22 protein-coding genes and 1 pseudogene are annotated in these 22,189 nt (G+C 55.6%); 12 read left to right on the forward strand and 11 right to left on the reverse strand.

Annotation, left to right across the window (positions count from 1 at the left end):
- The first annotated feature begins 12 nt into the window (after positions 1 to 12).
- Together ACL0K2_RS03940 and ACL0K2_RS03945 are read left to right on the forward strand one after the other, a co-directional pair.
- The gene (locus ACL0K2_RS03940; RefSeq protein ID WP_239609521.1) at positions 13 to 1,194 is read left to right on the forward strand and encodes an alpha/beta hydrolase family protein; all 1,182 of its coding nucleotides are present in this window, start codon (positions 13 to 15) and stop codon (positions 1,192 to 1,194) included.
- On the forward strand, positions 1,163 to 1,564 hold the full coding sequence (locus ACL0K2_RS03945) for a hypothetical protein (protein WP_413043817.1): 402 nt from the start codon (positions 1,163 to 1,165) through the stop codon (positions 1,562 to 1,564). Before ACL0K2_RS03940 ends, ACL0K2_RS03945 begins: the two co-directional genes overlap by 32 nt.
- A 48-nt stretch (positions 1,565 to 1,612) precedes the next feature.
- Here the strand turns inward: ACL0K2_RS03945 and ACL0K2_RS03950 are convergent, their stop codons facing one another.
- From ACL0K2_RS03950 to ACL0K2_RS03965, 4 genes are all read right to left on the reverse strand, one after another.
- A complete protein-coding gene (locus tag ACL0K2_RS03950) occupies positions 1,613 to 1,975 on the reverse strand; it encodes a response regulator (RefSeq protein ID WP_413043818.1) in 363 nt (120 codons plus the stop codon).
- Positions 1,976 to 2,004: 29 nt separating this feature from the next.
- Entirely contained in the window at positions 2,005 to 4,149 is a 2,145-nt protein-coding gene (locus ACL0K2_RS03955) for a PAS domain S-box protein (RefSeq protein WP_413043819.1), read from the reverse strand.
- 980 nt (positions 4,150 to 5,129) lie between these two features.
- Complete coding sequence (locus ACL0K2_RS03960) at positions 5,130 to 5,525, reverse strand: type II toxin-antitoxin system PemK/MazF family toxin (RefSeq protein ID WP_239609528.1); 396 nt, start codon at positions 5,523 to 5,525, stop codon at positions 5,130 to 5,132.
- Positions 5,488 to 5,778, reverse strand: a complete 291-nt coding sequence (locus ACL0K2_RS03965) for an AbrB/MazE/SpoVT family DNA-binding domain-containing protein (protein WP_413043820.1) — start codon at positions 5,776 to 5,778, stop codon at positions 5,488 to 5,490. The genes ACL0K2_RS03960 and ACL0K2_RS03965 overlap by 38 nt, the downstream gene beginning before the upstream one ends.
- A gap of 518 nt (positions 5,779 to 6,296) precedes the next feature.
- Between ACL0K2_RS03965 and ACL0K2_RS03970 the strand changes: the two genes are divergently transcribed.
- The 4 genes from ACL0K2_RS03970 to ACL0K2_RS03985 all read left to right on the forward strand — a co-directional run bounded on the left by ACL0K2_RS03970 (position 6,297) and on the right by ACL0K2_RS03985 (position 8,808).
- Positions 6,297 to 6,794, forward strand: coding sequence for a GNAT family N-acetyltransferase (locus tag ACL0K2_RS03970; protein ID WP_239609530.1), 498 nt, complete (start codon positions 6,297 to 6,299; stop codon positions 6,792 to 6,794).
- Positions 6,795 to 7,001: 207 nt separating this feature from the next.
- Positions 7,002 to 7,304, forward strand: coding sequence for an ArsR/SmtB family transcription factor (locus ACL0K2_RS03975; protein WP_239609532.1), 303 nt, complete (start codon positions 7,002 to 7,004; stop codon positions 7,302 to 7,304).
- Positions 7,305 to 7,458: 154 nt separating this feature from the next.
- On the forward strand, positions 7,459 to 8,433 hold the full coding sequence (locus ACL0K2_RS03980) for a zinc-dependent alcohol dehydrogenase family protein (protein ID WP_413043821.1): 975 nt from the start codon (positions 7,459 to 7,461) through the stop codon (positions 8,431 to 8,433).
- 39 nt (positions 8,434 to 8,472) lie between these two features.
- Positions 8,473 to 8,808: an antibiotic biosynthesis monooxygenase family protein gene (locus ACL0K2_RS03985; RefSeq protein WP_413043822.1), complete on the forward strand. Its 336-nt coding sequence runs from the start codon at positions 8,473 to 8,475 to the stop codon at positions 8,806 to 8,808.
- 254 nt (positions 8,809 to 9,062) lie between these two features.
- Here the strand turns inward: ACL0K2_RS03985 and ACL0K2_RS03990 are convergent, their stop codons facing one another.
- Positions 9,063 to 9,191, reverse strand: a complete 129-nt coding sequence (locus ACL0K2_RS03990; protein ID WP_413043823.1) for a hypothetical protein — start codon at positions 9,189 to 9,191, stop codon at positions 9,063 to 9,065.
- A 239-nt stretch (positions 9,192 to 9,430) separates the two neighbouring features.
- On the opposite strand from ACL0K2_RS03990, the gene radC reads away from it, so the two are divergent.
- From radC to ACL0K2_RS04005, 3 genes are all read left to right on the forward strand, one after another.
- Complete coding sequence (gene radC, locus ACL0K2_RS03995; RefSeq protein ID WP_413043824.1) at positions 9,431 to 9,937, forward strand: RadC family protein; 507 nt, start codon at positions 9,431 to 9,433, stop codon at positions 9,935 to 9,937.
- Positions 9,938 to 10,129: 192 nt separating this feature from the next.
- Positions 10,130 to 10,390, forward strand: coding sequence for a type II toxin-antitoxin system Phd/YefM family antitoxin (locus ACL0K2_RS04000; RefSeq protein ID WP_239609541.1), 261 nt, complete (start codon positions 10,130 to 10,132; stop codon positions 10,388 to 10,390).
- Positions 10,387 to 10,776 (forward strand): type II toxin-antitoxin system VapC family toxin, encoded by a 390-nt coding sequence (locus ACL0K2_RS04005; protein ID WP_413043825.1) that lies wholly within the window; start codon positions 10,387 to 10,389, stop codon positions 10,774 to 10,776. The genes ACL0K2_RS04000 and ACL0K2_RS04005 overlap by 4 nt, the downstream gene beginning before the upstream one ends.
- Before the next feature lie 256 nt (positions 10,777 to 11,032).
- On the opposite strand, the pseudogene ACL0K2_RS04010 reads toward ACL0K2_RS04005, so the two are convergent.
- A pseudogene (locus ACL0K2_RS04010) lies at positions 11,033 to 11,332 on the reverse strand (ProQ/FinO family protein); the annotation flags it as partial.
- 209 nt (positions 11,333 to 11,541) lie between these two features.
- Entirely contained in the window at positions 11,542 to 11,988 is a 447-nt protein-coding gene (locus ACL0K2_RS04015; RefSeq protein ID WP_413043826.1) for a winged helix-turn-helix transcriptional regulator, read from the reverse strand.
- Between the two features lie 158 nt (positions 11,989 to 12,146).
- On the opposite strand from ACL0K2_RS04015, the gene ACL0K2_RS04020 reads away from it, so the two are divergent.
- The 3 genes from ACL0K2_RS04020 (at position 12,147) to ACL0K2_RS04030 (ending at position 15,778) form a co-directional block, all read left to right on the forward strand.
- On the forward strand, positions 12,147 to 13,343 hold the full coding sequence (locus tag ACL0K2_RS04020; RefSeq protein WP_413043827.1) for an MFS transporter: 1,197 nt from the start codon (positions 12,147 to 12,149) through the stop codon (positions 13,341 to 13,343).
- Between the two features lie 156 nt (positions 13,344 to 13,499).
- Positions 13,500 to 13,883 (forward strand): nucleotide pyrophosphohydrolase, encoded by a 384-nt coding sequence (locus ACL0K2_RS04025; protein WP_413043828.1) that lies wholly within the window; start codon positions 13,500 to 13,502, stop codon positions 13,881 to 13,883.
- A 20-nt stretch (positions 13,884 to 13,903) separates the two neighbouring features.
- On the forward strand, positions 13,904 to 15,778 hold the full coding sequence (locus ACL0K2_RS04030) for a DNA/RNA helicase domain-containing protein (protein ID WP_413043829.1): 1,875 nt from the start codon (positions 13,904 to 13,906) through the stop codon (positions 15,776 to 15,778).
- Positions 15,779 to 15,924: 146 nt separating this feature from the next.
- On the opposite strand, the gene ACL0K2_RS04035 is transcribed toward ACL0K2_RS04030, so the two are convergent.
- The 4 genes from ACL0K2_RS04035 to ACL0K2_RS04050 all read right to left on the reverse strand — a co-directional run bounded on the left by ACL0K2_RS04035 (position 15,925) and on the right by ACL0K2_RS04050 (position 21,939).
- On the reverse strand, positions 15,925 to 16,323 hold the full coding sequence (locus tag ACL0K2_RS04035; protein WP_413043830.1) for a DUF2750 domain-containing protein: 399 nt from the start codon (positions 16,321 to 16,323) through the stop codon (positions 15,925 to 15,927).
- Positions 16,320 to 17,177 carry an RHS repeat-associated core domain-containing protein gene (locus ACL0K2_RS04040; protein ID WP_413043831.1) on the reverse strand — a complete coding sequence of 286 codons (858 nt, stop codon included), beginning with the start codon at positions 17,175 to 17,177 and terminating at the stop codon, positions 16,320 to 16,322. Before ACL0K2_RS04040 ends, ACL0K2_RS04035 begins: the two co-directional genes overlap by 4 nt.
- Before the next feature lie 414 nt (positions 17,178 to 17,591).
- The gene (locus tag ACL0K2_RS04045; RefSeq protein ID WP_413043832.1) at positions 17,592 to 21,536 is read right to left on the reverse strand and encodes an RHS repeat protein; all 3,945 of its coding nucleotides are present in this window, start codon (positions 21,534 to 21,536) and stop codon (positions 17,592 to 17,594) included.
- 79 nt (positions 21,537 to 21,615) lie between these two features.
- Positions 21,616 to 21,939 (reverse strand): hypothetical protein, encoded by a 324-nt coding sequence (locus ACL0K2_RS04050; protein WP_413043833.1) that lies wholly within the window; start codon positions 21,937 to 21,939, stop codon positions 21,616 to 21,618.
- Positions 21,940 to 22,189: the final 250 nt, after the last annotated feature.

Genomic DNA, 22,189 nt, shown 5'->3' on the forward strand with positions numbered 1-22,189 from the left:
TGGGTGTATGCGATGACTGCGTTGAACTCTAAGCGGATTCCTTCAGCTTTTAGCCTATTGACTATGACTCGTCGGCAAGTAAACGCACTGCTTTTGTTGGTCGCATTGGTAGCGCCTCACTCAGCAATGAGCGAGCAACTAAACGAGCGCCCCTATGTTGTGACGGATTTTAATTGGATGGATCACGCTCGTTCGCGACCGGTTCCCGCGCGATTGTACTGGCCACGGCACGCCATTCATCAAACGTCGGTCCCACTAGTCGTGTTCTCACATGGCATCGGCGGTTCGCGGGAGGGTTACAGCTATCTTGGAAAGCATTTATCAACCAATGGCGTTGCCAGTCTGCACGTCCAGCACGTCGGCAGCGATGAGGCGCTTTGGAGAGGCAATCCGTACAAAGTAATCCGCCGTTTGCAAGCGGCTGCTCAAGAGACCGAGGCAATCTCCCGTGCTGCTGACGTGCGTTTTGCGCTCGACCAGATGCTTTCGGTCGATGCAGGTAGCCGAGGAGCTGCCGTGAATCGGCAACGTATAGTCGTGGCAGGTCACTCATACGGCGCGAACACTGCACTGCTCACGGCCGGAGCGCAGGTCGTGAGAGGCGGTATCACGATCGACCGCTTGGATTCACGCTTCTCTGCAGCGATCGTTATCTCCGCGCCGCCGTTCTATGGTGAACAAGATTTGGCGGCAGTATTAGGAGACATTTCGATACCAACTCTGCACGTGACAGCGACCGATGACGTAATTGCGATACCTGGTTTTCACTCCGGAGTGGAGGATCGATTAGCGGTCTTCGATGCGATTACCCATCCACGCAAGCTGCTTGCCGTTTTTCATGGCGGCTCCCACAGCATGTTCACCGATCGCTCTTTCACCGGCGGCGCGCGACTCAACCCAAAGGTGAAGCTCGCAACTGCGGAACTGACTTTGGCGTTCTTCGACTTAATTTTTGAAGATAACAAGGAAGCGCTCTTGCAGTGGCAAGCAACTTGGCAACCCATCCTGGCGCGGGCACCGGAGCTTGACTCGATACCACAATCGCGAGTTACGGCTACGAGCGTGGATCAGGGGGACTCGCCTCTATTCGGCCTGAAGCGATTCAACATGAACGACGCTAACGTCGCGTCTGAAGGGCGCGCTGGGGTTGGTAGACTTTCGCATGACCCAAGCTCGATATCGGAGCCTTTATGATGCGCGCCGAGTAATGGCGGGCATCATGGGGAACCGGCGTGAAGAATGGCGACGGGTGGCTCGTGTTGTTGAAACCGGGGCGATATCGGTGATCGAAAGCCAGCAAAGACTCACGCCCAGTCTGTTTTTTCCGTACGAGCAACCCGACGAGAACGGCAACCGACGCCATGAACGATTCGACCTGGAGAAAGGCCAGGCTCAGGGCGACGAAGTGGCGGCATTTCCTTTCAATGGCTGTTACCTATATAAAGGTATTGCGGAACGGATCGACATTTCGCAAGAAGGCACCTTAAGCAAGTTCCAAGCGTACCGCTGGGCGACCGTCCCAGGGGCGGACTCTTCGCTTCTAATCCATATTGGATTTGTTTGATAAATATTTGACGCGAGCACAAACCCTGTCCAAGCATTGGACTACGAACTAGTTTTGATAGATTCGCCACGCGTCATTGCCAGCGCAAAAAACGATCTTTGCCTCCAGTTCTTTTTGCGAAAACGGCTTGTGCAGTACGGGACGCAAAGCGAACTCACCCTGGAATCCGCTGGCGCCATATCCCGTACTGAAGAAAAAGGGAATATTGCGGTCGCGCAAAATCTCAGCGACAGGAAAGACAAGCTGGCCGGCCAGGTTTACATCCAGCACCGCTAAGTCGACCTCAATAGAGCGCGCAACGTCGCTCGCCTTGGCAAGCCGCGCAACAGACGCAACAACAACGCATCCGAGGTCTTCCAACATTTCCTCGATCAACATCGCGACTGCGCCCTCATCTTCAACGACAAGCACCCTGAGTCCATGCAGAGGTGTCACTGCTACTAGGCTCCGATGACTAATGAGAAGCGGCAAACGACACCCTCGGAAGCGAACATAAGCTCGAACTTTCCATCCAAGTCACGCTCGATGCAACGCTCCATCAGACGCGACCCCAGGCCCCGCCGCTTTGGTTCAGATACCTGCGGCCCGTCATGCTCGCGCCAGTCCAGTGAAAGCAAGACACCATCCGCGTGCGGCTGCGTGGTCCAGCTAATTGCAAGGATGCCTGTCTCTACCGTCATGGCCCCATGTTTCAACGCGTTGATTGCAAGCTCGTTGAGCGTCATGGTGAGATTGAGCGCAACGCGAGCACTAACCTCGACCGGTGGCCCGTCAATCTTCAATCTGTTGGCGTCGAGCCCAAACACTGGCACGACCACCTCGCGTACCAACGAGCCCAGAGGTGAGTGCCCCCAATGCCGTTTCGTCAAGAGGTCGTGCGCCCTGGACAATGCTAGCAGCCTGGCTTCGAACCGCTGATATGCTTCGTCTGCGCTGTCAGCACTACGTGCCGTTTGGCCCGCCAATGACTGCACGGTGACAAGCGTGTTCTTGACCCGGTGATTGAGTTCATCGATAAGGGTCTTTTGCCTGTCTTCCGCCTGTTTACGCTCTGTAATGTCCACAAGCATGTTGATCGCGCCGACCAGCTTGCCGTTGGCGTCGTGGAGCGGAGTCGGGTACGGAATAAAGGGCACGCGGGTGCCATCAGGGCGCTCCGCAATTGCCTCGACGCCTCGTATCGGCCGGTTTTCCTTCAACGCCAATGCCATCGGACATTGATCATGGGGAAGCGGCGATTCATCCGTGTTCAAGAGACGCCACGTGACGCACCACATATCGCCCAGTTGAGGTGTCCGTCCCGCCAGCTCCACACAGGCTCGGTTGTAAAAGGTAATACGGCCTTCGGCATCGGTTGTATACACCGCAGCAGGCAACGCTTCGAGAAGATCGCGCATATGCTGTTCGCTTTCCCGGACCCGCTGCTCCATGCGATGCGCGAGGGTGACGTCCTGGATCACGCGAACTCCGTAGCGGAAGTTGCCGGAACCATCTCTTACCGACGAGCTGTGAATTTCGAGATAGACAACTTCGCCATCAGGCTTGAAGGCTCGCTTTCGAAGCACGTAATTATCGATCTCGCCTTCGACCTGCCGCGCGTAGAGGGCCGCATCCTCATCTACAAAATCCGAATGGGTATACCCGAAAAAGGTCATCGCCAGCAGCTGTTCGCGCGTGCGACCCAGCATGTTGCAGATGGCGTCGTTCACACGAAGGAGACGTCCGTCTGAATCAGCCTCAGCGATACCGACCGTGGCCGCCTCATACGTAGCTGCAAGCCTGTCGTCACTTTCACGCCGTGCAGCTTCAGCTGCATGGACATCAGTCACGTCAATCGTGAAGCAACGGGTGTTGAAAAGCTTCCCGTTTTCGAAACGTGCGTTGGAGGTGATCAGCACATGCTTGATGGTGCCATTCTTGGCACGGAGTCGTGCTGGGTAGGCTTCCAGGCTCTCGCCGCTGCCAAGCTTTTGAAGAATGTCATTGATAACAGGGGCATCGGCATGAAAATCCGCGATACGGCGGCCTACGTATTCCTCTGCCGTATAACCCAACAGGGCGAGCTCGGCCTTATTGGCACGCTGGATGATTCCTTCACCACTTACGATGTGCAGCCCCACCGCACTGTTGTCGAAGAAGTCTTCGAGCTCCTGCGCCATGGCATGGTGCGCCGTCACGTCCTGGAAACAATTGATTGCTCCTTGTATTACCCCATGCCTATCTCTAAGCGCGCGAATATTTACCAGAGCCACCAGCCGCGAGCCGTCTGGTCGCTGGAGTACCACGTCAGCATTCCTGGTTTCGACGCCGGTTTTGAGCGCCGTCGCCATCGGACACTCGTCAGCCGGGAGCGGCGTTCCATCGGGCAAGAAGAGCTGATAGGACCCGCAGAAACGATCTCCATTACGCCCGAGCACGGGTACCCTTCCCCACAGCCGAGCCGCCTCCGTGTTGTATCTGACGACCCAGCCCTCGCTGTCGCACAGATAAACGGCGCCCGGAAAGGCATCGAGCGTGTCTGTGCTCATCGAGATCAGGCTTTCGTACTCACTGAGCCGTTCGGGAAATTCTTGGATACTCGACATTGCATGATTCCTGATTCATGCCCTGGATCAAACGCCACGGTGAGCGGCACCCAAAGGCTATATCGTTCGAAGCCATTCTTAGGCGAAGCGTTGTTCGGACGTGCCGGAAAGTGAACCAAGATGCCGTAACTGTCAGACACCAGCCTCTTCACAACCCATCAGCACGCGGCATTCAGCGTAGACGACTATCAGTAAGCAATAACGGCCGACTACCGAAGCCGGTCGTTTACGGAATTCTCGGTGAAACGGCACAGGGAAACATGGCGCGTGCGGTGTGTCGACAATTTCGTCCTCAGTAACGTCGTTGCCTAAAGACTTCCAGCCCCGCCGATCTAGACATCTTTCATCGTTCCGCCCATTCCCCCGAGTGAGGCAAGTCAACGAAACTTGACCGCACACACCATCGACATCAATTCCGACGCAACAATGGCCGGCTTATTGACACGAGTCTGACCAAAAGGGCTGCACCCTAACGATCAAAGCGTCGACCGACCCCAGATTGAACGAGCGTCAGCCGAACAGCTCCGGACTGTTGCTGACCAAGAACAACTTATCGCCAGCCAGGCACCGACAGATATGCCAATATTTCAGCGAGCGACTCTGGCGATCTCAGGTCAGTAACCGATGAACAACTCTGCGTCCAAGCCATGCATCTTCCATGCTCGACCCGGAGTCTTTGCCTCAGTTGCTCGACGCGGCTATCTGGGGCGTAGCTCAGAGCGTATTTGCACTTAGCGAAATTGAGCAGATCGACCAATGCTTTACGCGCAGCCGAGGTAGTGTCGATTCGAAAAATTTTTCGAGAGCCGTACATGGAGAGTTTTGGAGGGGGCAGACAAGGGGATGAGCGGCAACTCGGTCCCCGAGCCATGACAAATGTCCTTAGCGCACCTTGCTTAAGGTGCGAAGTCCATGAGCGCTCCGTTTGGGCTAAAACTACTTGACTCGTCTTCAGCTTATGCCCGTCGGCGATGCAGCATCTATATCGGATCGAGGAGATTGAGCGTTATCCCAAGCATTGCCGCCAGATGAAGACGGATCGAGTCAAGAAGCGCTTGATCGGTGATGGCGCCGATTAGTTCTGCGCCACGCGCAGCAGGATCGAGCCCGCGCATCTGAGTGAGGATGGCAGTCCCGTGTACGTTGCAGTCGTTTTGGGTCGGATTGACCTGGGGAAATAGACGCATTATGGAGCCAGTCCCGCTCGTGAGCGGCACTACTACAACCGTTCGGCTTACCGAGTTAAGTTGCTCCTCGGTGAGAACAATAGCGGGTCTTGTTTTCTGCGTTTCGGACCCTACGGTAGGGTCGAGGGCGACGCGAATAATGTCGCCCGGCTTAAGAGTTTTGCGGGTTGTTTCGGTAATCTGAATCATTATTGTCAAGGACCTCTGCGCCAAATGCGCCTGGGATTAAGTCTTCCTCGACGTCCTGGAAATCAGCAAGCAACCAAGCTAGCGAAATCTCTCGCTTCCCTCGTCGTTGATCCTCCAATGGTCGAATTGTTAGTGCGCCGTTTCTAACGGCTAGATCAATTTCTGTTCCTATCGCAAGTTTCACCTCCTTGAGCATCACGGAAGGGATCACAACGCCAGCGCTGTTACCGACCTTTCTGATTTGCGTAATCATTGTTTGTGGACCTCTGTAATTTTCATGCCCTTGTATGGGTCATGGGTGGAAACGCCCCACCAGGCGTGCCCTTCCTTCAGGGCTGGTTTATGTGACGCACGCAGCTGCTTTTATGGCTGCGTGGGCACAATGTAATACATTTCTATGAGTATTACAATGTACCCACGTTACTGGTTTAAGTGAGGGCTTTTGAAGGGGCAGATTTGACGGGGGTGGCGCGCGTCAACACGTAGGATCTGGCGCAAAATTGGGGCAATCGGAGTGCCAATCCATGCCAAGCCATGCCCAAACAGGCGATGGAGAAACGGACAACATAGTCTGCGAAGCCCTGTGATGCCTGGTTTACGGCGATACCCGAAATACGCGCGCACAATCGGAGGTCCACTATCGGCCAGAAGCCGCCCATCGTCAGAGCTGCAATCGGCTAAGAGCGGCATTGGGGGCACTTGATCTACTCGTTGTTCCGATACCCTAAGCAGGCTAGCCTGCGGTCGCAGTTAGGCAGAAAAGGAAACGCCATGATTTCTGTACGCTCGATAACTCCTAGTGAATGGCGGGAGTACCGAGATGTGCGCCTACGAGCCCTTCGTGACTCTCCTGATGCATTCGGAAGCACCTACGACATAGAGGCAACAAGACCGGATGATATCTGGTCGGCCCGAATCAATAACGCTATCTCCTCTGGCACAAACCAGGTTCTTTTCGCTTTCAACTGTGAGAAGGTTTGCGGCCTGGTTTGGTGCAAGTTGTCAGCTTCTGAGCCCGGAGTGGCAGAGCTGTTTCAGATGTGGGTAGATCCCTCTTCGCGTGGATTTGGGGTGGGGCACGAGCTGCTCAAAGAAGCTGTTGCTTGGGCCACAAGCACTAATGTGCACCGTATTCGCTTGGCAGTTACTGCCGCAGACTCTCCTGCAATGCGCCTATACCGAGCTCATGGATTTCGCCCCGCTGGAGCCTTGGAGCCATTGCGTGAGGGCTCCAGTTTGATGGCACAGGTGATGGAGCTTGAGCTGTGAGTTGTGCTATGTCCCCGTCTGGCCGTAAGCGGCTCCTGATGATTGGCTGCCAACGGCCGGAAGGGAGCAGCTAGGTGACTCCAGTGGTCGTTGAACGTTACGACGAAATCTGGCTGCCCTTCAGACGGTAACTCCCTGGAATGCATGCCCGACGAACGGGGAACAACCTTGAATTGACATATCGGTAAATCTCGATATTATTGCGCCATGGAACTGATCGACGCATTCAAGGCCCTCTCGAATCCGACACGCCTCAAGATTTTGAACGGCTTGAAGGATCCCTCGAAGAACTTCCCTCCACAGGATGAAGGAGACGTCCATACGGTGGGCGTTTGCGTGAGCAGTATTCAGGAAGGCGTCGGGCTGTCGCAGTCGACGGTGTCCGATTACCTGGCAACGCTGCAACGGGTGGGTCTGGTCGAAGTTCGTCGTATCGGGCAGTGGACCTACTACAAGCGCAATGAAGCCAACATCCGTGAGCTTGCCGAGCTGATAGGCAAGGAGCTGTAATTTTTTACTCATGAAATCGGAAAATCGCGATATCCCTTTTTAGCAAAACAAGGAATTCGCAACACAATGAGACAGTAGCGAAATCTGCGCGCTTTTTTGCAACTTAATATCGGGATTTCCCTATATCCCTTTTTACCGAAGCGAGGATTTATCCATGAAAGCACAGCTACTGAAAGCGTTCGGCGGCCCGGAATCGTTCGAACTGCGTGACATCTCCAAGCCCGTACCGCAGGCAGGGCAGGTACTGGTCCGTGTGCACGCCACCTCCATCAACCCGCTGGATTTCCAGGTCCGCCGTGGCGACTACGCCGACTACGTGCCCCTGCCGAGCATTACCGGGCATGACGTTTCCGGTGTCGTCGAAGCCGTAGGCCCGGGTGTGACGAGCTTCGAGCCAGGTGACGAAGTCTGGTACACCCCGCAAATTTTCGACGGCCCCGGCAGCTATGCCGAGTACCACGTGGCAGCCGAAAGCATTGTCGGCAAGAAGCCTGCCTCGCTGAGCCATCTCGAAGCGGCCACCCTGACCCTGGTCGGCGGGACCGCGTGGGAAGCACTGGTCGTGCGTGCGGCGCTCCGTGTGGGCGAAAGCATCCTGGTGCACGGCGGTGCTGGCGGCGTCGGTCACGTGGCGATCCAGCTGGCAAAAGCCATTGGCACCAAGGTGTTCACCACCGTGCGAGAAGCAAACTTCGCGTTCGCACGGAACCTGGGTGCCGACGTGGTCATCGACTACGAGCAAGAGGATTACGTCGACGCCATCCTGCGCGAAACCGATGGCCGCGGCGTCGATGTGGTGTTCGACACCATCGGCGGCAACACCCTGTCGCGCAGCCCCGACGCCCTCGCACAACTGGGCCGCGTGGTCTCCATCGTGGACATCGCCCAGCCGCAAAACGTCATTCAGGCCTGGGGCAAGAACGCCAGTTACCACTTCGTGTTCACCCGGCAGAACCGGGGCAAGCTCGATGAGCTGAGCGCATTGATCGAGCGCGGTCAGCTGCGGGCACACATTGGCGCGGTTTTTTCGCTCGCCGACATCCCGAGTGCCCACGCCCTGCTCGAAAGCCCGAACAACGGCGTGCGCGGAAAGATCGCTATCGCCGTCGAGCCCTCGCTCTACCCTTAAGCACCCGTTGGACCGTTCACGTCACGTTGGAGATAACCCATGATTTACGAGATCGCAATGCTCCCCGTTCACCAGGAACGCGTCGAGCGTTTCAAATGTGCATTTGCCGAGGTCGAACCGTTGCTCAAGCGGGCAACGGGTTACGGCGGCCACCTGCTCGCGCAAGGCATCGAAACGCCCCAGGTCCTCAACCTCATCGTGCGTTGGCGCTCGTTCACGGACCACAAGGACTTCGAAGCGGGTGAAGACCATCAGGTGTTCATGGACGCTCTAGAGGACTACTTCTCGGAAGAACCGACGGTTTGGCACATCGAAGGAGCACCATTTACGTCCGCAGAACACAACGTTCAGGACAGCTTCTTTGACCAGGCATAACCCACGTCTCAGCAAGTTGTTGCCGGTAAACACCTGTTCGTTGCGAAAACCATTCAGGCGTGATGTCGCCCCATCACGATTCGACCTGACAGCTCCTGTTCGAAGCCCTTGGCTGTCAGGTCAAATCCAGCTGCGCAGTGCGCTGACCTTATTCCGACAACCGTTAAGCAAGCACCGATTGAAGAGCGGGATCGGCTGACCGCGGCTGTCCGAAAACAGCAATTCGATACTCGACTAACAGCCCACTTGGAACCTCACGCAAAACAGGCCTCGAAGCCGCCCGATAGCCAATGACGAACGGTTGGCGTCGCCCGGCCTTGCCGGGCCGCGCTGTCGTGCTGTGCATCGAGCTGGCTGGCCGTCTCGTCCCTTCGGGCTTCCATCGCCCCCTCCCCGAGGTCGGCTGATGCGTGCGCGCTCCGCTTGCCAATCCGTGCCAAGAGAGTGGGTATGGGACGGTCTTGCTGGTTCCCTCACTTTGTCACGGCGTGCTCGCCGTCTAGGGCTGCACGCGCGGGGCGCGTTGGCGGCCGCAGGCCGGCGATGCCCCTGTGACCGCTTGCGCTGCGCCGTGCCAGGTCGGTTCCGGGCAATTTCGCCCGAGCAACCGGAGCATGCTGCCATGTCTCAAGTTTCCTTCGCTTTTGATTCCTCCCTCCTCGTACGTGATGAGCTGGGGGATTACCTGCCGGCAACGGTCGACCAGATCTTGGAGGCGGCGCGTCAGGTCGTCGATCAGAAGATCGGCCACGGGACGCCGTTAACATCACCAGACATCGTCAAGGAGTACCTGGGCGCCAAGCTCGCAGGTTTCGAGCACGAGGTCTTTGCGGTGCTGTTTCTAGACAATCAGCATCACCTTATCCGTTACGTCGAGATGTTTCGCGGGACGATCGACTCCGCGTCGGTGTATCCACGTGAAGTCGTCAAGGAAGCCCTGAAGCTCAATGCAGCAGCTGTGATTCTCTCGCACAACCACCCAAGCGGGCATCCGGAGCCAAGCCAGGCGGACAGAACGCTAACAGGTCGACTAAAGGAAGCACTGGGACTCGTGGACATACGCACCCTGGACCACATCATCGTTGCGAGCCACGAGCGGGTGTCCTTCGCAGAGTTGGGGCTGCTCTAGAGGCAGTGGGGGCTCCGGCCCCCTTTCCTGATGATGCAAACAACCAGGCGTGAGCAGCGTGCGACCAACGCTAGCTCTTAGGACATGCTCGTGCCCTGTAAACAATTCGGGCCGAATAATCGAAGCACTACGCCGTTGCTGAATTAGAGCCTGATAGATAGACTAACCAAGTTAGCTAACCTGGAGACTAACATGAAGGCCGAAAACACTCCGAGCGATGGACTCAAGACCGTCAATATTCATGACGCGAAGACGCACCTGTCGCAGCTGATCCTGGAGGCCAGTCAGGGCACCCCCTTCGTGATCGCAAAGGCCGGAAAGCCGATGGTGAGAGTAATTGCCATCAGCCAGGAGCCCAAGCCGCGGCTAGGCATGCTCAGCGGGGCTTACGTGGTTCCCGAGGACATCGATTCGCCTTTTCAGGATGAAATCGAGGCGATGTTCCAGATATGAAGTTGTTGCTCGACACCCATATCCTCCTATGGGCTTGCGCCGAGCCCGCGTCGCTGCCTGCCGAAGCCATTGATCTGATCGAAGACCGAAGCAACGAGCTGTTTTTCAGCGCAGCCAGTATCTGGGAAGTTGGCATTAAGAGTGCCATGGGCAAGCCCAGTTTCCGATTCGACCCAGCCGTACTCAGAAGAGCACTGCTGGACGCCGACTACCGGGAGCTGGCGATGACCGGGCAACATGGCATCGCCGCGGCTGCCCTTCGACCCATTCATAACGATCCGTTCGATCGGATGCTGATTGGGCAAGCCCTTACGGAGGGTTTCGTTCTGGTAACCAAGGACCAGGCGATCGCCAAATACTCGGGGCCGATCAGGCATATCCAGTAGCGTCAGCGGGCGTAGGCATACATTTCGTTTAACCTGCCGGTAGCCTGTCGTCTCCCCTGCCTCCGTCCAAAGCATCGTAAGGGAGTTGACGAGCGCAGCGTGACCGAAGGGGAAGCTGACCCCAAGGCTTAGCCCCTTAACGGTAGTAATGGGCTAGCCAGACATCAGCGTTCCCCACAAGTCGCCTAATCATTTTCGTCACACGCTGCTAGTGGCCGGACTGATTGGGCGTCTCGGTACCGGGCGCAATCGATTTTTAATCCGCGGTCTTTTCCGCAATGGTATCGGCTGCGGGGATAGGTTCTTTCACCTTTGACTGAGTGCGTCGCGTTTGTCCGCGTTGCCGCTTAGCCTGTTGCTTCGCGTGTAGCGCTTGAGCGGCCGTCACCGAGCCAACCGCCTGACCGGCCAAGTCCGGACGCCGAGCATTCTCAATCATGCTTGCCCAATATCGGCTCCCCCTGCATCAGGTCGCGATGCCCAACTTGAGTCGTTCGCTGGATATTCCGAGCAGCTCCAAGTGTTGCTCGGCATCTTTGAGAATCCGTGCTTTCAGTCTTTACCTGCTGCTTTCAGCCCGCAGGCGGTCACGTAGCTCAGCTAGTCGCTCAAAACCCATCGTTCAGCTCGCCGCTTCATGGTTGATCGTGACGCAAGATTATCCCTTCCAGCCATTCAGATCAGCCTCGCCAGGCGGCAATACGATCAAGCAATTGTTCACGGCACACCGGCCGCTAGCCAAATGGCCGGCCGCAAGCGGCGGCCTTATGTGACCTTCTGCACCACAGTCAAGTCCGGCGTGAGCACGGAGCCATCCTTTGCCGTGGGAGCCATAAACGGAATCCGCTTACCGGTGCGCTTATCGACGAGCTCTGAGTGTCTCTCGCCATGATTGAACAGATGCCCCTCACCCCACTGGCGCAGCGCAACTACCACCGGAAACAGGCTTTTGCCCTCCGGCGTCAGCACGTACTCCTGATAGGCCGTACCATCGGAAGCTTCACGAGTCTCGAGAATGCCTGCATCGACCAACTTGCGCAGACGGTTGGACAGGATGTTGCGGGCCATGCCCAGGCTGCGCTGAAAGTCGCTGAAACGGCGAGTGCCGTCGAACGCGTCACGTACGATCAGCAGCGACCAGCGATCGCCAATGACATTGGCGGCCCGGGCGACGGGACAGGGTTCATCGTTGATGGACTCACAGCTTGGCATGCCCTCTCCAGGCGTATAGCCTCAACTTGGTTAGTGGTTGCATTTTAAAACCACTCACCCTAGCATTCAACCAGTTTCATTTTGAAACCGGATTGAGTGAGCGATAGACCATGGAGTCATCCCAAGTATCGATAGCGTCGGGCTCTCCGGCGACGACGGTGCAAACCCAAGCTTCCGATATGCCGCGCGGGCTGGTGCTGCTGTTTGCCGCCGCCAGCGGGCTGAGCGTGGCGAACGTGTACTACGCCCAGCCATTGCTGGATGCCCTCGCCCATGACTTTGGCATCAGCCACGCCGCTATCGGCGGTGTGGTCACCGCCACGCAGGTCGGCTGCGCCTTGGCCCTGCTGCTGCTTGTCCCGCTGGGGGATAGGCTTGACCGCCGCCGCTTGATGGTAGTGCAACTGTTGGGCCTCGTTGTGGCACTTACGGCAGTCAGCATGGCGAAGTCCGCTCATGTTCTATTGGTAGCCATGCTGGCGGTCGGGCTGCTGGGAACGGCGATGACGCAGGGGCTCATAGCCTATGCGGCCCGCGCCGCGGCGCCCCATGAGCAAGGCCGCGTCATAGGTGCTGCGCAAGGCGGTGTGTTCATGGGCCTGTTGCTGGCGCGGGTATTGGCAGGCGGAGTGAGTGACCTGGCGGGATGGCGCAGCGTGTACGTCTTCGCCGCCGTACTGATGCTGGCGATCACACTGCCGATGTGGAGGCGGCTACCGGCCCTACCGCCAGCTCCGAGCGTGATGACCTATCCACGCCTAATTGCCTCCATGCTGACATTGCTACGCCAAGATAGGGTGCTACAGGTGCGGGGCATGCTTGCGCTGTTGATGTTCGCCGCGTTCAACATCTTCTGGAGCGCGCTGGTACTTCCTTTGAGCGCCCCGCCCTACAATTTCTCCCACACCCTGATTGGCGCTTTCGGGTTGGTCGGCGTTGTCGGTGCCTTGGCCGCTATGCGTGCCGGGCAGTGGGCTGACCGCGGACATGCCGAGCGCATCAGCATGGGAGCGCTCTTGGCGCTGCTGCTGGCTTGGTGGCCGCTGTCGCTACTGGAATGGTCACTCTGGCCGGTGGTGATCGGCATCGTTCTGCTTGACCTGGGTGGTCAGGCGCTGCACGTTACCAACCAAAGCCTGATCTTCCGCACCCGCCCCGAGGCTCACAGCCGGCTTGTTGGCCTCTACATGTTGTTCTACGCGGTGGGCAGCGGGTTGGGGGCGATCGGCACCACCGTTACCTATGCCCATGCCGGTTGGCAGGGTGTATGTGCATTGGGAGCGGCGGTCAGCTCGCTGGCGGTGGTGTTCTGGTGGACAACACATCAACCAACACCCTCGACTGCTCAACGATGAAGCAGACAGGAGGAACGCTGCACAGTGAAACAGCCGCAACAGGCCGTGCGTGTGGCGATGGGCATGGACCGCGCGCTCAACGCCGGGGCTTGCACCCTTACAGCTCCTTGAGGCTCACGTATGATATTTCGTCCCTCCTGACACCAAGGAATCCACGTGCCCACAGATGCCCCGCTCTCCCCTGCGCTCATCGACACGACGCGGCTTGCCGAGGCCCTAGAAGCCTTCGCCGATGCGCGCAACTGGGCGCAGTTCCATTCGCCCAAGAACCTGACCATGGCCCTGACCGGGGAAACCGGTGAGCTTTCCGAGATCTTCCAGTGGATGACTGAAGAGCAGTCGATCACGGCGGCGCAAACGCCTGAAACCGCCCAGGCGGTGCGAGACGAGCTGGCTGATGTATTGATGTACCTGGTTCGTCTGGCTGATGTGCTCGGGGTTGACCTGGATGAGGCCGTGCAGGACAAGCTCAAGCGCAATGGCGAGAAGTATCCGGTGGACAAGGCACATAACACGAGCAAGAAATACGACCAGCTCTAGACCCGGCCAAGGAAGACCGCGTGATCGTTTACGAAGCAACCAAACAGCAGTTCCTGCACGACACCGACAATGACGACATCGAGGACGTGATCCTCACTCACTTCACCGCTCGCACCGGCAAGCGGGTCGGGCGGTCGGAGATCGATTCTTGGCGGGGATCGCTCGGCTACATGGCCAGGGTGCTGCGAGACGAGGGGTTGCCCAGCGACACCGGGCTTGCCATCGAGCTCCACCTACCACAATCATCCAAGCGTATCGACTTTACCTTGACCGGCCGTGACGACACCGGCGGCAAGAACGCCGTGCTGGTCGAGCTCAAGCAATGGAGTACGGCGAAGGTCACGACCAAGGATGCGATTGTCGTCACCGCCCTGGGCAAGGGTCTGAGGGAGACGGTTCATCCCTCATACCAAGCCTGGTCCTACGCCTCGCTACTAGAGGGTTTCAACGAGGCGGTGTATGACCAGAGCATTGCGGTCAGGCCCTGCGCGTACCTACACAACTACGTGCGTGACGGTGTCATCGACGCGGCCCATTACCAGCCCTACATCGACAAGGCGCCGCTCTTTCTCAAGGGCAAGGATGAGCTCGAACAGCTACGCTCCTTTATCAAGAAGTACATAAAGTCCGGTGATGACAAGGCGGTGCTGTACGAGCTCGCCAACGGCAAGATCAGACCGTCCAAGGCACTGGCGGATTCACTTAAAGGGTTGCTGGCCGAGAAGCCTGAGTTCGTGCTGATCGATGATCAGAAAGAGGTCTACGAGGCGGCCATTGCCGCGGCCAAGGCGGCCTCCTCCGCCCAGTCGCGGGTGGTGATCGTCGAGGGCGGGCCCGGAACCGGCAAGACGGTGCTGGCCATAAACCTGCTGGTGCATCTCACCTCCTTGGGACTGGTGGGCAAGTACGTGTCCAAGAACGCCGCGCCCCGCAAGGTCTATGAGACGAAGCTGGTCGGCTCGATCACGCGCACGCGCTTCTCGCACATGTTCACCGGCTCCGGTGCCTTCGTTGATGCCGATCCGAATGTCTTCGACATGCTCATCGTCGATGAGGCGCACCGCCTCAACGAGAAGAGCGGCCTGTACGCCAATCTTGGTGACAACCAGATCAAGGAGCTCATTGGTGCCGCCAAGTGCACGGTATTTTTCATCGATGAAGACCAGCGCGTCACCCTGAGCGACATTGGCAGCAAGCAGGCAATCCGGGAGTTTGCCGAGGCCAAGGGTGCGGTGGTTGAAGAATACAACCTGGCCTCGCAGTTTCGTTGCAGCGGCTCGGATGGGTATCTCGCTTGGCTCGATCATATGCTCGACATTAGGCTGACGGCCAACGAGCGGCTCGATGCCAGCGAGTATGACTTTCGGGTGTTCGATACGCCTGAGGCGCTGCATGAAGCGATCGAAGCGCGAAACGGGGAGAACAAGGCACGGGTGGTGGCGGGCTACTGCTGGCCGTGGCGCAGCAAGAAGGATCCGCTGGCCGACGACATCGTCATTGGCCATTACCGCCGGCAGTGGAACCTCAGCCAGGATGGAAGCCTGTGGATCATCGCCGATGAATCCATCGACCAGGTGGGCTGCATCCATACGTGCCAGGGGCTCGAGGTCGACTACATCGGCGTGATCATCGGACCAGACTTGATCGTGCGCAACGGTGAGGTTGTCACCTCCCCCGATCAGCGCGACAAGCAGGACCGCTCGATACGGGGATACAAGAAGCTCATGACAACGCATCCCGACCTGGCCAGGCAGGAAACCGATCTGATCATCAAGAACACCTACCGCACGCTCATGACGCGCGGGATGAAGGGCTGTTACGTGTATTGCACGGATGCGGAGACGGCTGAGTATTTCAGGGCTGGGTTGGCGGCAGGGCCTCTAGGGGCAGGTTGAAGCAGAGGAGTCGCCCGGCGCTGCCGGGCCGCGCTGTCGTGGAGCGAGCCGGAGACCGTCTCGCCCCTTCGGGCTTCCATCGTACTCTTCCCTGCGGTCGGCTGACGCATCTGCCACGAAAGTATGCACTCGTTAGGCAAAGTGTCTCAATCAGAGTACCTATCCAGTTCTGCTTTCAGATCGTCCAGCAACTCATCAACCGTCGGCGTGATCCCTTTATCCGAGGGAAGGAAAAAGACCCCAGGGAGAATTCCATCTTTTTTTAACTTAGGCAAGAGCTCGCTTTGCAGCTCATCAAGCGAGAACTTTTCAGGCAAATACTCCACCCATTGTTCCCCGATACAACGGGCCGCATATTCTTCCGCCGGCCACATCGGAAATACAGGTTCACCAGAGTCAGTCGCAGCCATAGCCCAACCGTCATTATAAAGCCCCCAAAGCTCCTGCCAATCTGCCACGAGCTTAAGGAAATGCTCATAGCGCTTTGCCGCTGGAAGCGCTAAAACTGCGTCAATTTGCTTTTCGTTGATCTTACGAGTGCTCATTGAACCGGACGCTCCTTATTTTTTCGACCGAAATCGTCGTACTTATGTTGCGTTCGATGCAGTTTACGATCCTGAAGCTTCGAATGTTCATAGTTGTACCCTTTAGCAGCTTCTCTGCCCCGCTCATGCGCAAGGTCCTTTCCAGGAGGATTGCGGATGCTGTTCCTATGACCTCGCTCTATGGAGTTTAGCTCCTGCTTTATCCAGCCCCGATCGGCACTGCCCAACTTATCATCGTTAGCAAGGTCTCGAAGCTTAGCCTGTTTTCCTGCCCGACCGGAACCGCTCTTAACGTCCGCACCTTTAAGGACCGGATTGCTAACCAACTCGCCCTGCGGAGCTAGCCCGCCCTTGAGACCATTAATTGGCCCCACGCCTCCTGGCCCATTATATATGTGCACCTCGAACCCAGGAGTCCAGCCACCGTGAAGGATAGCATCATCGGACATACGTCCATCTGGATCTATGTAGCGATGTGGATTGTTGTTGCCATAGGCGTAGCGATTGAACGTTACAGGTGACTGGACCTGAACAGCGGCAGGGTCTACGGATAAAAAACGGCCCAATATCGGATCATAGTGTCGAGCACCCGCATAAATAAGCTCACTGGCTTCGTCCTGCGCATGTCCCGTGTAACCCACTGATCCAAACCGCACAGTCGAGGTATCTTCTTGACGCTCACCAAAAGGTCTGAAGTGAGCACGCCAAAGTAGCTCATTTCTTTCATCAGTGGCTGCGACTGGCGAACCTAGGTAATCATTGTGATAATACGTCGTGAAGCTTAACGTTTCCGCGTTAGCGCCATTAAACAAGCACAGCAGAGACGCCGCTAGGAGGCAAAGAAAGCGATTCATTGGAGTACCAGCCTGTCAGCTTAAGGACGTGTAACGAGGCGGAAATAGGTCGGGGTAGGAGAATTGCCATATGTAGGCAACGCCTCGCACGTCGTGCCCGCCGGCACGTTGTAATAAACCCCTACCTGCGCACCCTCCTTCCAAGCCATAGTGGCCATGGATACCCAGTTAGAGCAGGTAACAGCATCAATCGGGCCAGCAGAGTTCAGATCGCATATATACGTCCAATCATTGCGCCACGACCCGGCGATCGACAACTCACCTGAACCATAAACGATCAGTTGACCGATTTTCCCGGAGCAATAAAGTGACACAGCGTGAGCGCCAATTGACATCCCAAACATTGAAACTAAAAGCGCAAACCTGACGATTATTAACATAGGACACCTCAGCCGAAACCTAATCGACGAAAATCTAATTATTGAGGATCGTATTTACCGGCGGAATTATCGCAGGCCAAATTGATGCCGCTGGAGTTCCATTCTGATAATGCTGAAGATTGGTCAGCCCGTCGCCGTTCAAGTCCAAGTTGGCATCGCCTGCAGACTTAGGATTCAAGCCGTACTTCAGCTCCCACCCATCCGGCATCCCATCATCATCGCTGTCTACGTTTCGAAGCTTTGTTCCGAGACGGTATTCTTGGTGGCTAAGCACGCCGTCCCCGTCTGAATCAGCAAACCCATCACTGGCATTTTTTGGATCGAAACCTAGGCGTAGCTCATAACAGTCAGGTAGCCCGTCACCATCCGAATCCGCACTCGAGCAAAGCTCCTTATGCGCGATCCGCTCAGTGCCTACGTAAACGAACTCTTTTACCGTACCGGTTGTGAGGTCATCCTCTCGAGCCAGCATGCCGTTTTGCCCATACACGTGGACCAGCTTTTCCCCAGAGGCATCCAGAGATACAACACGCCGCTGACGCGCGTCATATCTGAACTGCTGATCTGGCTTCACACTACAGTCAGCGCGTGGATTCAAACATAGCCACGTCAAATTCCCCGCATCGTCGTAACCGTACTGGCCTCGCGCAGTAAGTATGTTGCCCTTCACGTCATAGCTGACCGCACCCTCCACGCTACCGCTTAGTGTCGCCAATCGGCCCTGTCCGTTGTACGTGTAGCCGATAGTCCGAGTACCCACCTTCTGGCTCGTCAAATCGCCTCGGTTGTTGTACGAAAAGTTGGCGGCGCCCCAAGCACCCGCCGCGGACACGAGCCTATTCAATCCGTCATAGCTAAGCTTCTGAGTGAAAGCGCTATTTTGAAGATCACTTATCTGGGTCACATTGCTGGTGCTGTCATACGCCAGCCGCTGCTGCATTGGCATGTCAGCTCCGTAAACCGTGTGCTCCGTCGGGCGCAATCTAGCGTCCAGCGAAACGCTCAACGTCCGATCATTCCCAAAAACAATTTTTTGAATGCTGCCATTGGCGTGGTAGCTAATAGCCTTAGCGAACACCCCAGCTTTGGTCGGTCGACCATAAGCATCGGGTAAATAATCGACAACAAGGCCACTTGGATACACCATCGACTCGAGGCCGTCAGCCGCGTTGTAGCGGTAAAAAATCGTGAAAGTGCGGGGCGGCGAAGTTAGCGAAAGACTTTCACTCAACAAATTATCGTGAACATCATAAGCAAAGCTCCAAGTTGTCGGCCCAAAAACTTGGTCAGTAACCCGTCCTGCTTTGTCGTAGCTGTTAACAAGCTTAAGTGCACTACCGCCATATGTTATGGATACCAGTCGGTTCCTTGCGTCATAGCCGTACACATCTGGGGCAGCACTTCCGACCTTCTTTGAAAGTACGTTTCCTACCGAATCATGCGTATATTGAGTAATGCCCGTCTCCGGGTTGTTCTCAGACACAAGAAACCCCTTGCTGGAATAAGTGTACGTCCTCGTCAGGCCACCTTGAGTCATCGACGTCACCCGCCCTAAGTTATCAATTCCCAACGAGGTAGCAATCGCCCCTGGCTGGGTGATCCTCGACAAGAGCCTATCGTCAGGTTCTGCGTAAGCGACAAACTCCTGAGTTGTTGTGTTGCCGCGCTCATCCGTTATGACCATTTTATTGCCGGTCTGATGGGCGAAAACGACAGAACTTCCATCAGCGTGAGTGACCTTAATCACCCGATTAAGAGCATCGTAGCTATAGCGCTCGCCACTAGCAGCCGAAGCGTAGCTAGGGTTGGACGTGAATGTGCGATTGCCTTGGGAGTCGTACTTAGCCGTCACCACGATCGGGCTGCCGGAGCCGCTTTCGGTCTGGCCGATAAGCTGACCGAGCTGGTTGTAATTACGCACACGCTTATAACTACCGCGAGTGAGCGTCTCCGAGGTACCACTTGAGCTGAAACGGTATGCGATACTCGCTTTAGCACTAACGCCTCTCGGTGGTGTTATAGCAATCAAGCGGTCCATTTTGTCGTATGTATATGACGTTACCCGCCCTAGTTCGTCCGTTTGTGTCGCAACGGTACCGCCAGAATTCACCGTTCGCTTAAGCGTACTGCCATCAGCATAGGTAACTAACCTCGGAACCCCCCGATAGTAGTCTGCAAACCGAGTAACTCGCCCATTCGCGTCGGTTTGCGAACTAATGTCTCCTTTATTCGAATATGAGAACTTGGTGCTGACACCATAGTTGCTTTCCTGCGTAACCCTGGCCGCACTGTTGTATGTATATGATAGGTTCCCCGAGACCCCCGATACGGCTTGGGTAGATATACGTCCCAGCACCCAGTTTCCGCCTGGCTTCGTATATGTAATGGTCTTAGTGCGAGATCTTTGTCCGTCCTCTTTAATTTGTATCGGCTGACCATCGGCGTCATAAGAAAAATCGGTCGTATAGGTAGATCCATTCTGAGTTATCACACGTTTCGCTTCAATTGCCGCATATGTTCCATTTTGGGTTTGACTAAAGCTGTAGGTACCGTACCGTCTTACCTCGTTCTGGGCAGAGATCTTTTGACTTGCCCAGGTCGTCTGCTCTGTTCTGATAACCGAACTGCACGAAGAGCCGTTGAGCGTTTCTTTTTTTACCTGAAGCCCCAGCTTCCAAAGCTCGTTGGTGATTGTTGCTTTGCTTATTGTGTCCGAACCAATGTGTTCATAACGTACGCAGCTTTCAGGTCCGGCAACCAATGTCTTGTCATTGTTAGGTGAATACCCTTTGGTATATGTATATTTCCAGACCTGCTGCGGTTGATCGGAACCCGCAATCGTGCTGAGTGATCTCCGAGTCACCACGTTAACTTTCTCGGCAGGAAGCGGGCCCATCTGGCGATACTCGAAAGTATAGCTAGTAGTCAAACCATAAGGGCTTGTCATACTAGAGATCGAAAAACGACCAGGAACGAAATTCGCTTGATCAGACCGATGAAGATATTTGTAGGACCAGCTAGTGCCATCAGGATATTTAACGGACGCCAGATAATGAGGGAGCTCGTTAGTTCCGGAAAACCAGCTGGCATCAATGTAGCTATAAGAAACCGTTTTTCCTTCGCCCTTTATACTTGTTAGCCGTGGTCGCAGCCCGATGCTAGAGGCGGTAGCGTCATCGTAACCAAACTCAACCTTGCGACCATCCGAAGCCGTTATGGTGCTCAACAAGGTATATTTAGTGGTCGTATTGCCGCTTGGCTTTATGTAAGAAAACTGCAGATAGTTTCCATCAAGATCCTCAATCTTGGTTACGAAGTAAGCCATATATGGCTTATCCGGCGACACAGACCCTAAGAGGTTAAAGGTATATTTTTTTCCATCCGGAGAATGTACCACCAACCCGCCGGTCGAATTTGAGTTCTCTGCCGTTGGAAGACATTTTCCAATCCATCTGTTTCTGGTGGTATAAGCGTAATCGCTACCCGAGCTGTTCGCCAGAAGCTCGCGAGAACCGTCAGGCAATTCAAGGTAAGGGTTGAGCCTTGTGGCAACATTATTTTTTTTACACGAAGATGGATTGTTAGACGAGTTTATATATCGATAGGCATTATTGTCTGGCACGAGTATACGACCGAAGTGTATATCCCACCCCGTCCCAAAAGGTGTACGCGCCGTATGTCCGGTATTGTAGGGGCCTCGCTCGTTATTGATCGTATGATAATTTCGAATAATGTCTATATCGAGCCCACCATTACCTGGAATATGAAGATCTCGCACTACGATCTTCAGAGCGCCAGAGAATGGATCTATCGAGTCGACCTGATTGCTACTCGAAAAATCACGATTAAGATTAAGGCCTGGATCTTGATAAACATCCGTTGCAGCGCTATTAAAGTCCTCTTCCGCTTGGGAAGGCAAAGCTGAAAAAGCAAGCGCAAAAAGAAGAGGAAACCTTAGCCCTCTAGATAGAAACGTCATACAGACCTCGGTGCAGAACGGGATACACAAAATAGCCGGGGCGGAGCAGCTTCGCCCCGCCCACCCTAGTGCCTAAAAACTAGTTCGGCCTCATATCCGCGCTTGTTGCGTTACACTGGCTACCGGCGACTTGCTTATCTATTACAACGCCAAACTTGTTCGTCGTTGCCATCGCGGACAGCGCTAACGCATATATTTCCGCGTATAGCTTTTCGCCAAGCGCCGCACGCGGGAAATAGACATATTTATGTAAACAATCGTCTAACACCCCTGAATCCAGGGTGACGACCAAGGCGCCGCTCATCGGCCAAACTCGGGTAATCTTTCCAAAGTACCAAGCGGGCGCTGCACTCGCTTGTGCACTCAACAACAGGCAACCTATCGCCATTGCGATCTTTTTCATCTTTCCGAGTCCCTATGGATTTTGCTTAACACAGGCGCAACAGTGCCCGCCGTTTACGTGATGACGTTTAAACTGCAACTGGATGCGCGAACAACTAAGACCTCAGCGCCCCTATTGCGTAAATAGTTCGGCCGGGAAAGAGAAAGTCCTTTTGGATGCGATGCCTACCCTGGCAGATACCTTGGTTTATGGGGTCACACGCTTAAGGCGTCAAACGAAAAATGCTGATGTGTGATAGACCTCACAACTA

It is taken from the genome of Pseudomonas sp. YJ42 (genome assembly GCF_047225135.1).
Lineage (GTDB): Bacteria > Pseudomonadota > Gammaproteobacteria > Pseudomonadales > Pseudomonadaceae > Stutzerimonas > Stutzerimonas stutzeri_E.

Excerpts from the sequence above, each read along its gene's own strand:
- ACL0K2_RS03940 (WP_239609521.1), top strand. The coding sequence starts at position 13 with ATGACTGCGTTGAACTCTAAGCGGATTCCTTCAGCTTTTAGCCTATTG.
- ACL0K2_RS03945 (WP_413043817.1), top strand. The coding sequence starts at position 1,163 with ATGACCCAAGCTCGATATCGGAGCCTTTATGATGCGCGCCGAGTAATG.
- ACL0K2_RS03955 (WP_413043819.1), bottom strand. The coding sequence starts at position 4,149 with ATGTCGAGTATCCAAGAATTTCCCGAACGGCTCAGTGAGTACGAAAGC.
- ACL0K2_RS03960 (WP_239609528.1), bottom strand. The coding sequence starts at position 5,525 with ATGATTCAGATTACCGAAACAACCCGCAAAACTCTTAAGCCGGGCGAC.
- ACL0K2_RS03965 (WP_413043820.1), bottom strand. The coding sequence starts at position 5,778 with ATGATTACGCAAATCAGAAAGGTCGGTAACAGCGCTGGCGTTGTGATC.
- ACL0K2_RS03970 (WP_239609530.1), top strand. The coding sequence starts at position 6,297 with ATGATTTCTGTACGCTCGATAACTCCTAGTGAATGGCGGGAGTACCGA.
- ACL0K2_RS03975 (WP_239609532.1), top strand. The coding sequence starts at position 7,002 with ATGGAACTGATCGACGCATTCAAGGCCCTCTCGAATCCGACACGCCTC.
- ACL0K2_RS03980 (WP_413043821.1), top strand. The coding sequence starts at position 7,459 with ATGAAAGCACAGCTACTGAAAGCGTTCGGCGGCCCGGAATCGTTCGAA.
- ACL0K2_RS03985 (WP_413043822.1), top strand. The coding sequence starts at position 8,473 with ATGATTTACGAGATCGCAATGCTCCCCGTTCACCAGGAACGCGTCGAG.
- ACL0K2_RS03990 (WP_413043823.1), bottom strand. The coding sequence starts at position 9,191 with ATGGAAGCCCGAAGGGACGAGACGGCCAGCCAGCTCGATGCACAGCAC.
- radC (WP_413043824.1), top strand. The coding sequence starts at position 9,431 with ATGTCTCAAGTTTCCTTCGCTTTTGATTCCTCCCTCCTCGTACGTGAT.
- ACL0K2_RS04000 (WP_239609541.1), top strand. The coding sequence starts at position 10,130 with ATGAAGGCCGAAAACACTCCGAGCGATGGACTCAAGACCGTCAATATT.
- ACL0K2_RS04005 (WP_413043825.1), top strand. The coding sequence starts at position 10,387 with ATGAAGTTGTTGCTCGACACCCATATCCTCCTATGGGCTTGCGCCGAG.
- ACL0K2_RS04015 (WP_413043826.1), bottom strand. The coding sequence starts at position 11,988 with ATGCCAAGCTGTGAGTCCATCAACGATGAACCCTGTCCCGTCGCCCGG.
- ACL0K2_RS04035 (WP_413043830.1), bottom strand. The coding sequence starts at position 16,323 with ATGAGCACTCGTAAGATCAACGAAAAGCAAATTGACGCAGTTTTAGCG.
- ACL0K2_RS04040 (WP_413043831.1), bottom strand. The coding sequence starts at position 17,177 with ATGAATCGCTTTCTTTGCCTCCTAGCGGCGTCTCTGCTGTGCTTGTTT.
- ACL0K2_RS04045 (WP_413043832.1), bottom strand. The coding sequence starts at position 21,536 with ATGACGTTTCTATCTAGAGGGCTAAGGTTTCCTCTTCTTTTTGCGCTT.
- ACL0K2_RS04050 (WP_413043833.1), bottom strand. The coding sequence starts at position 21,939 with ATGAAAAAGATCGCAATGGCGATAGGTTGCCTGTTGTTGAGTGCACAA.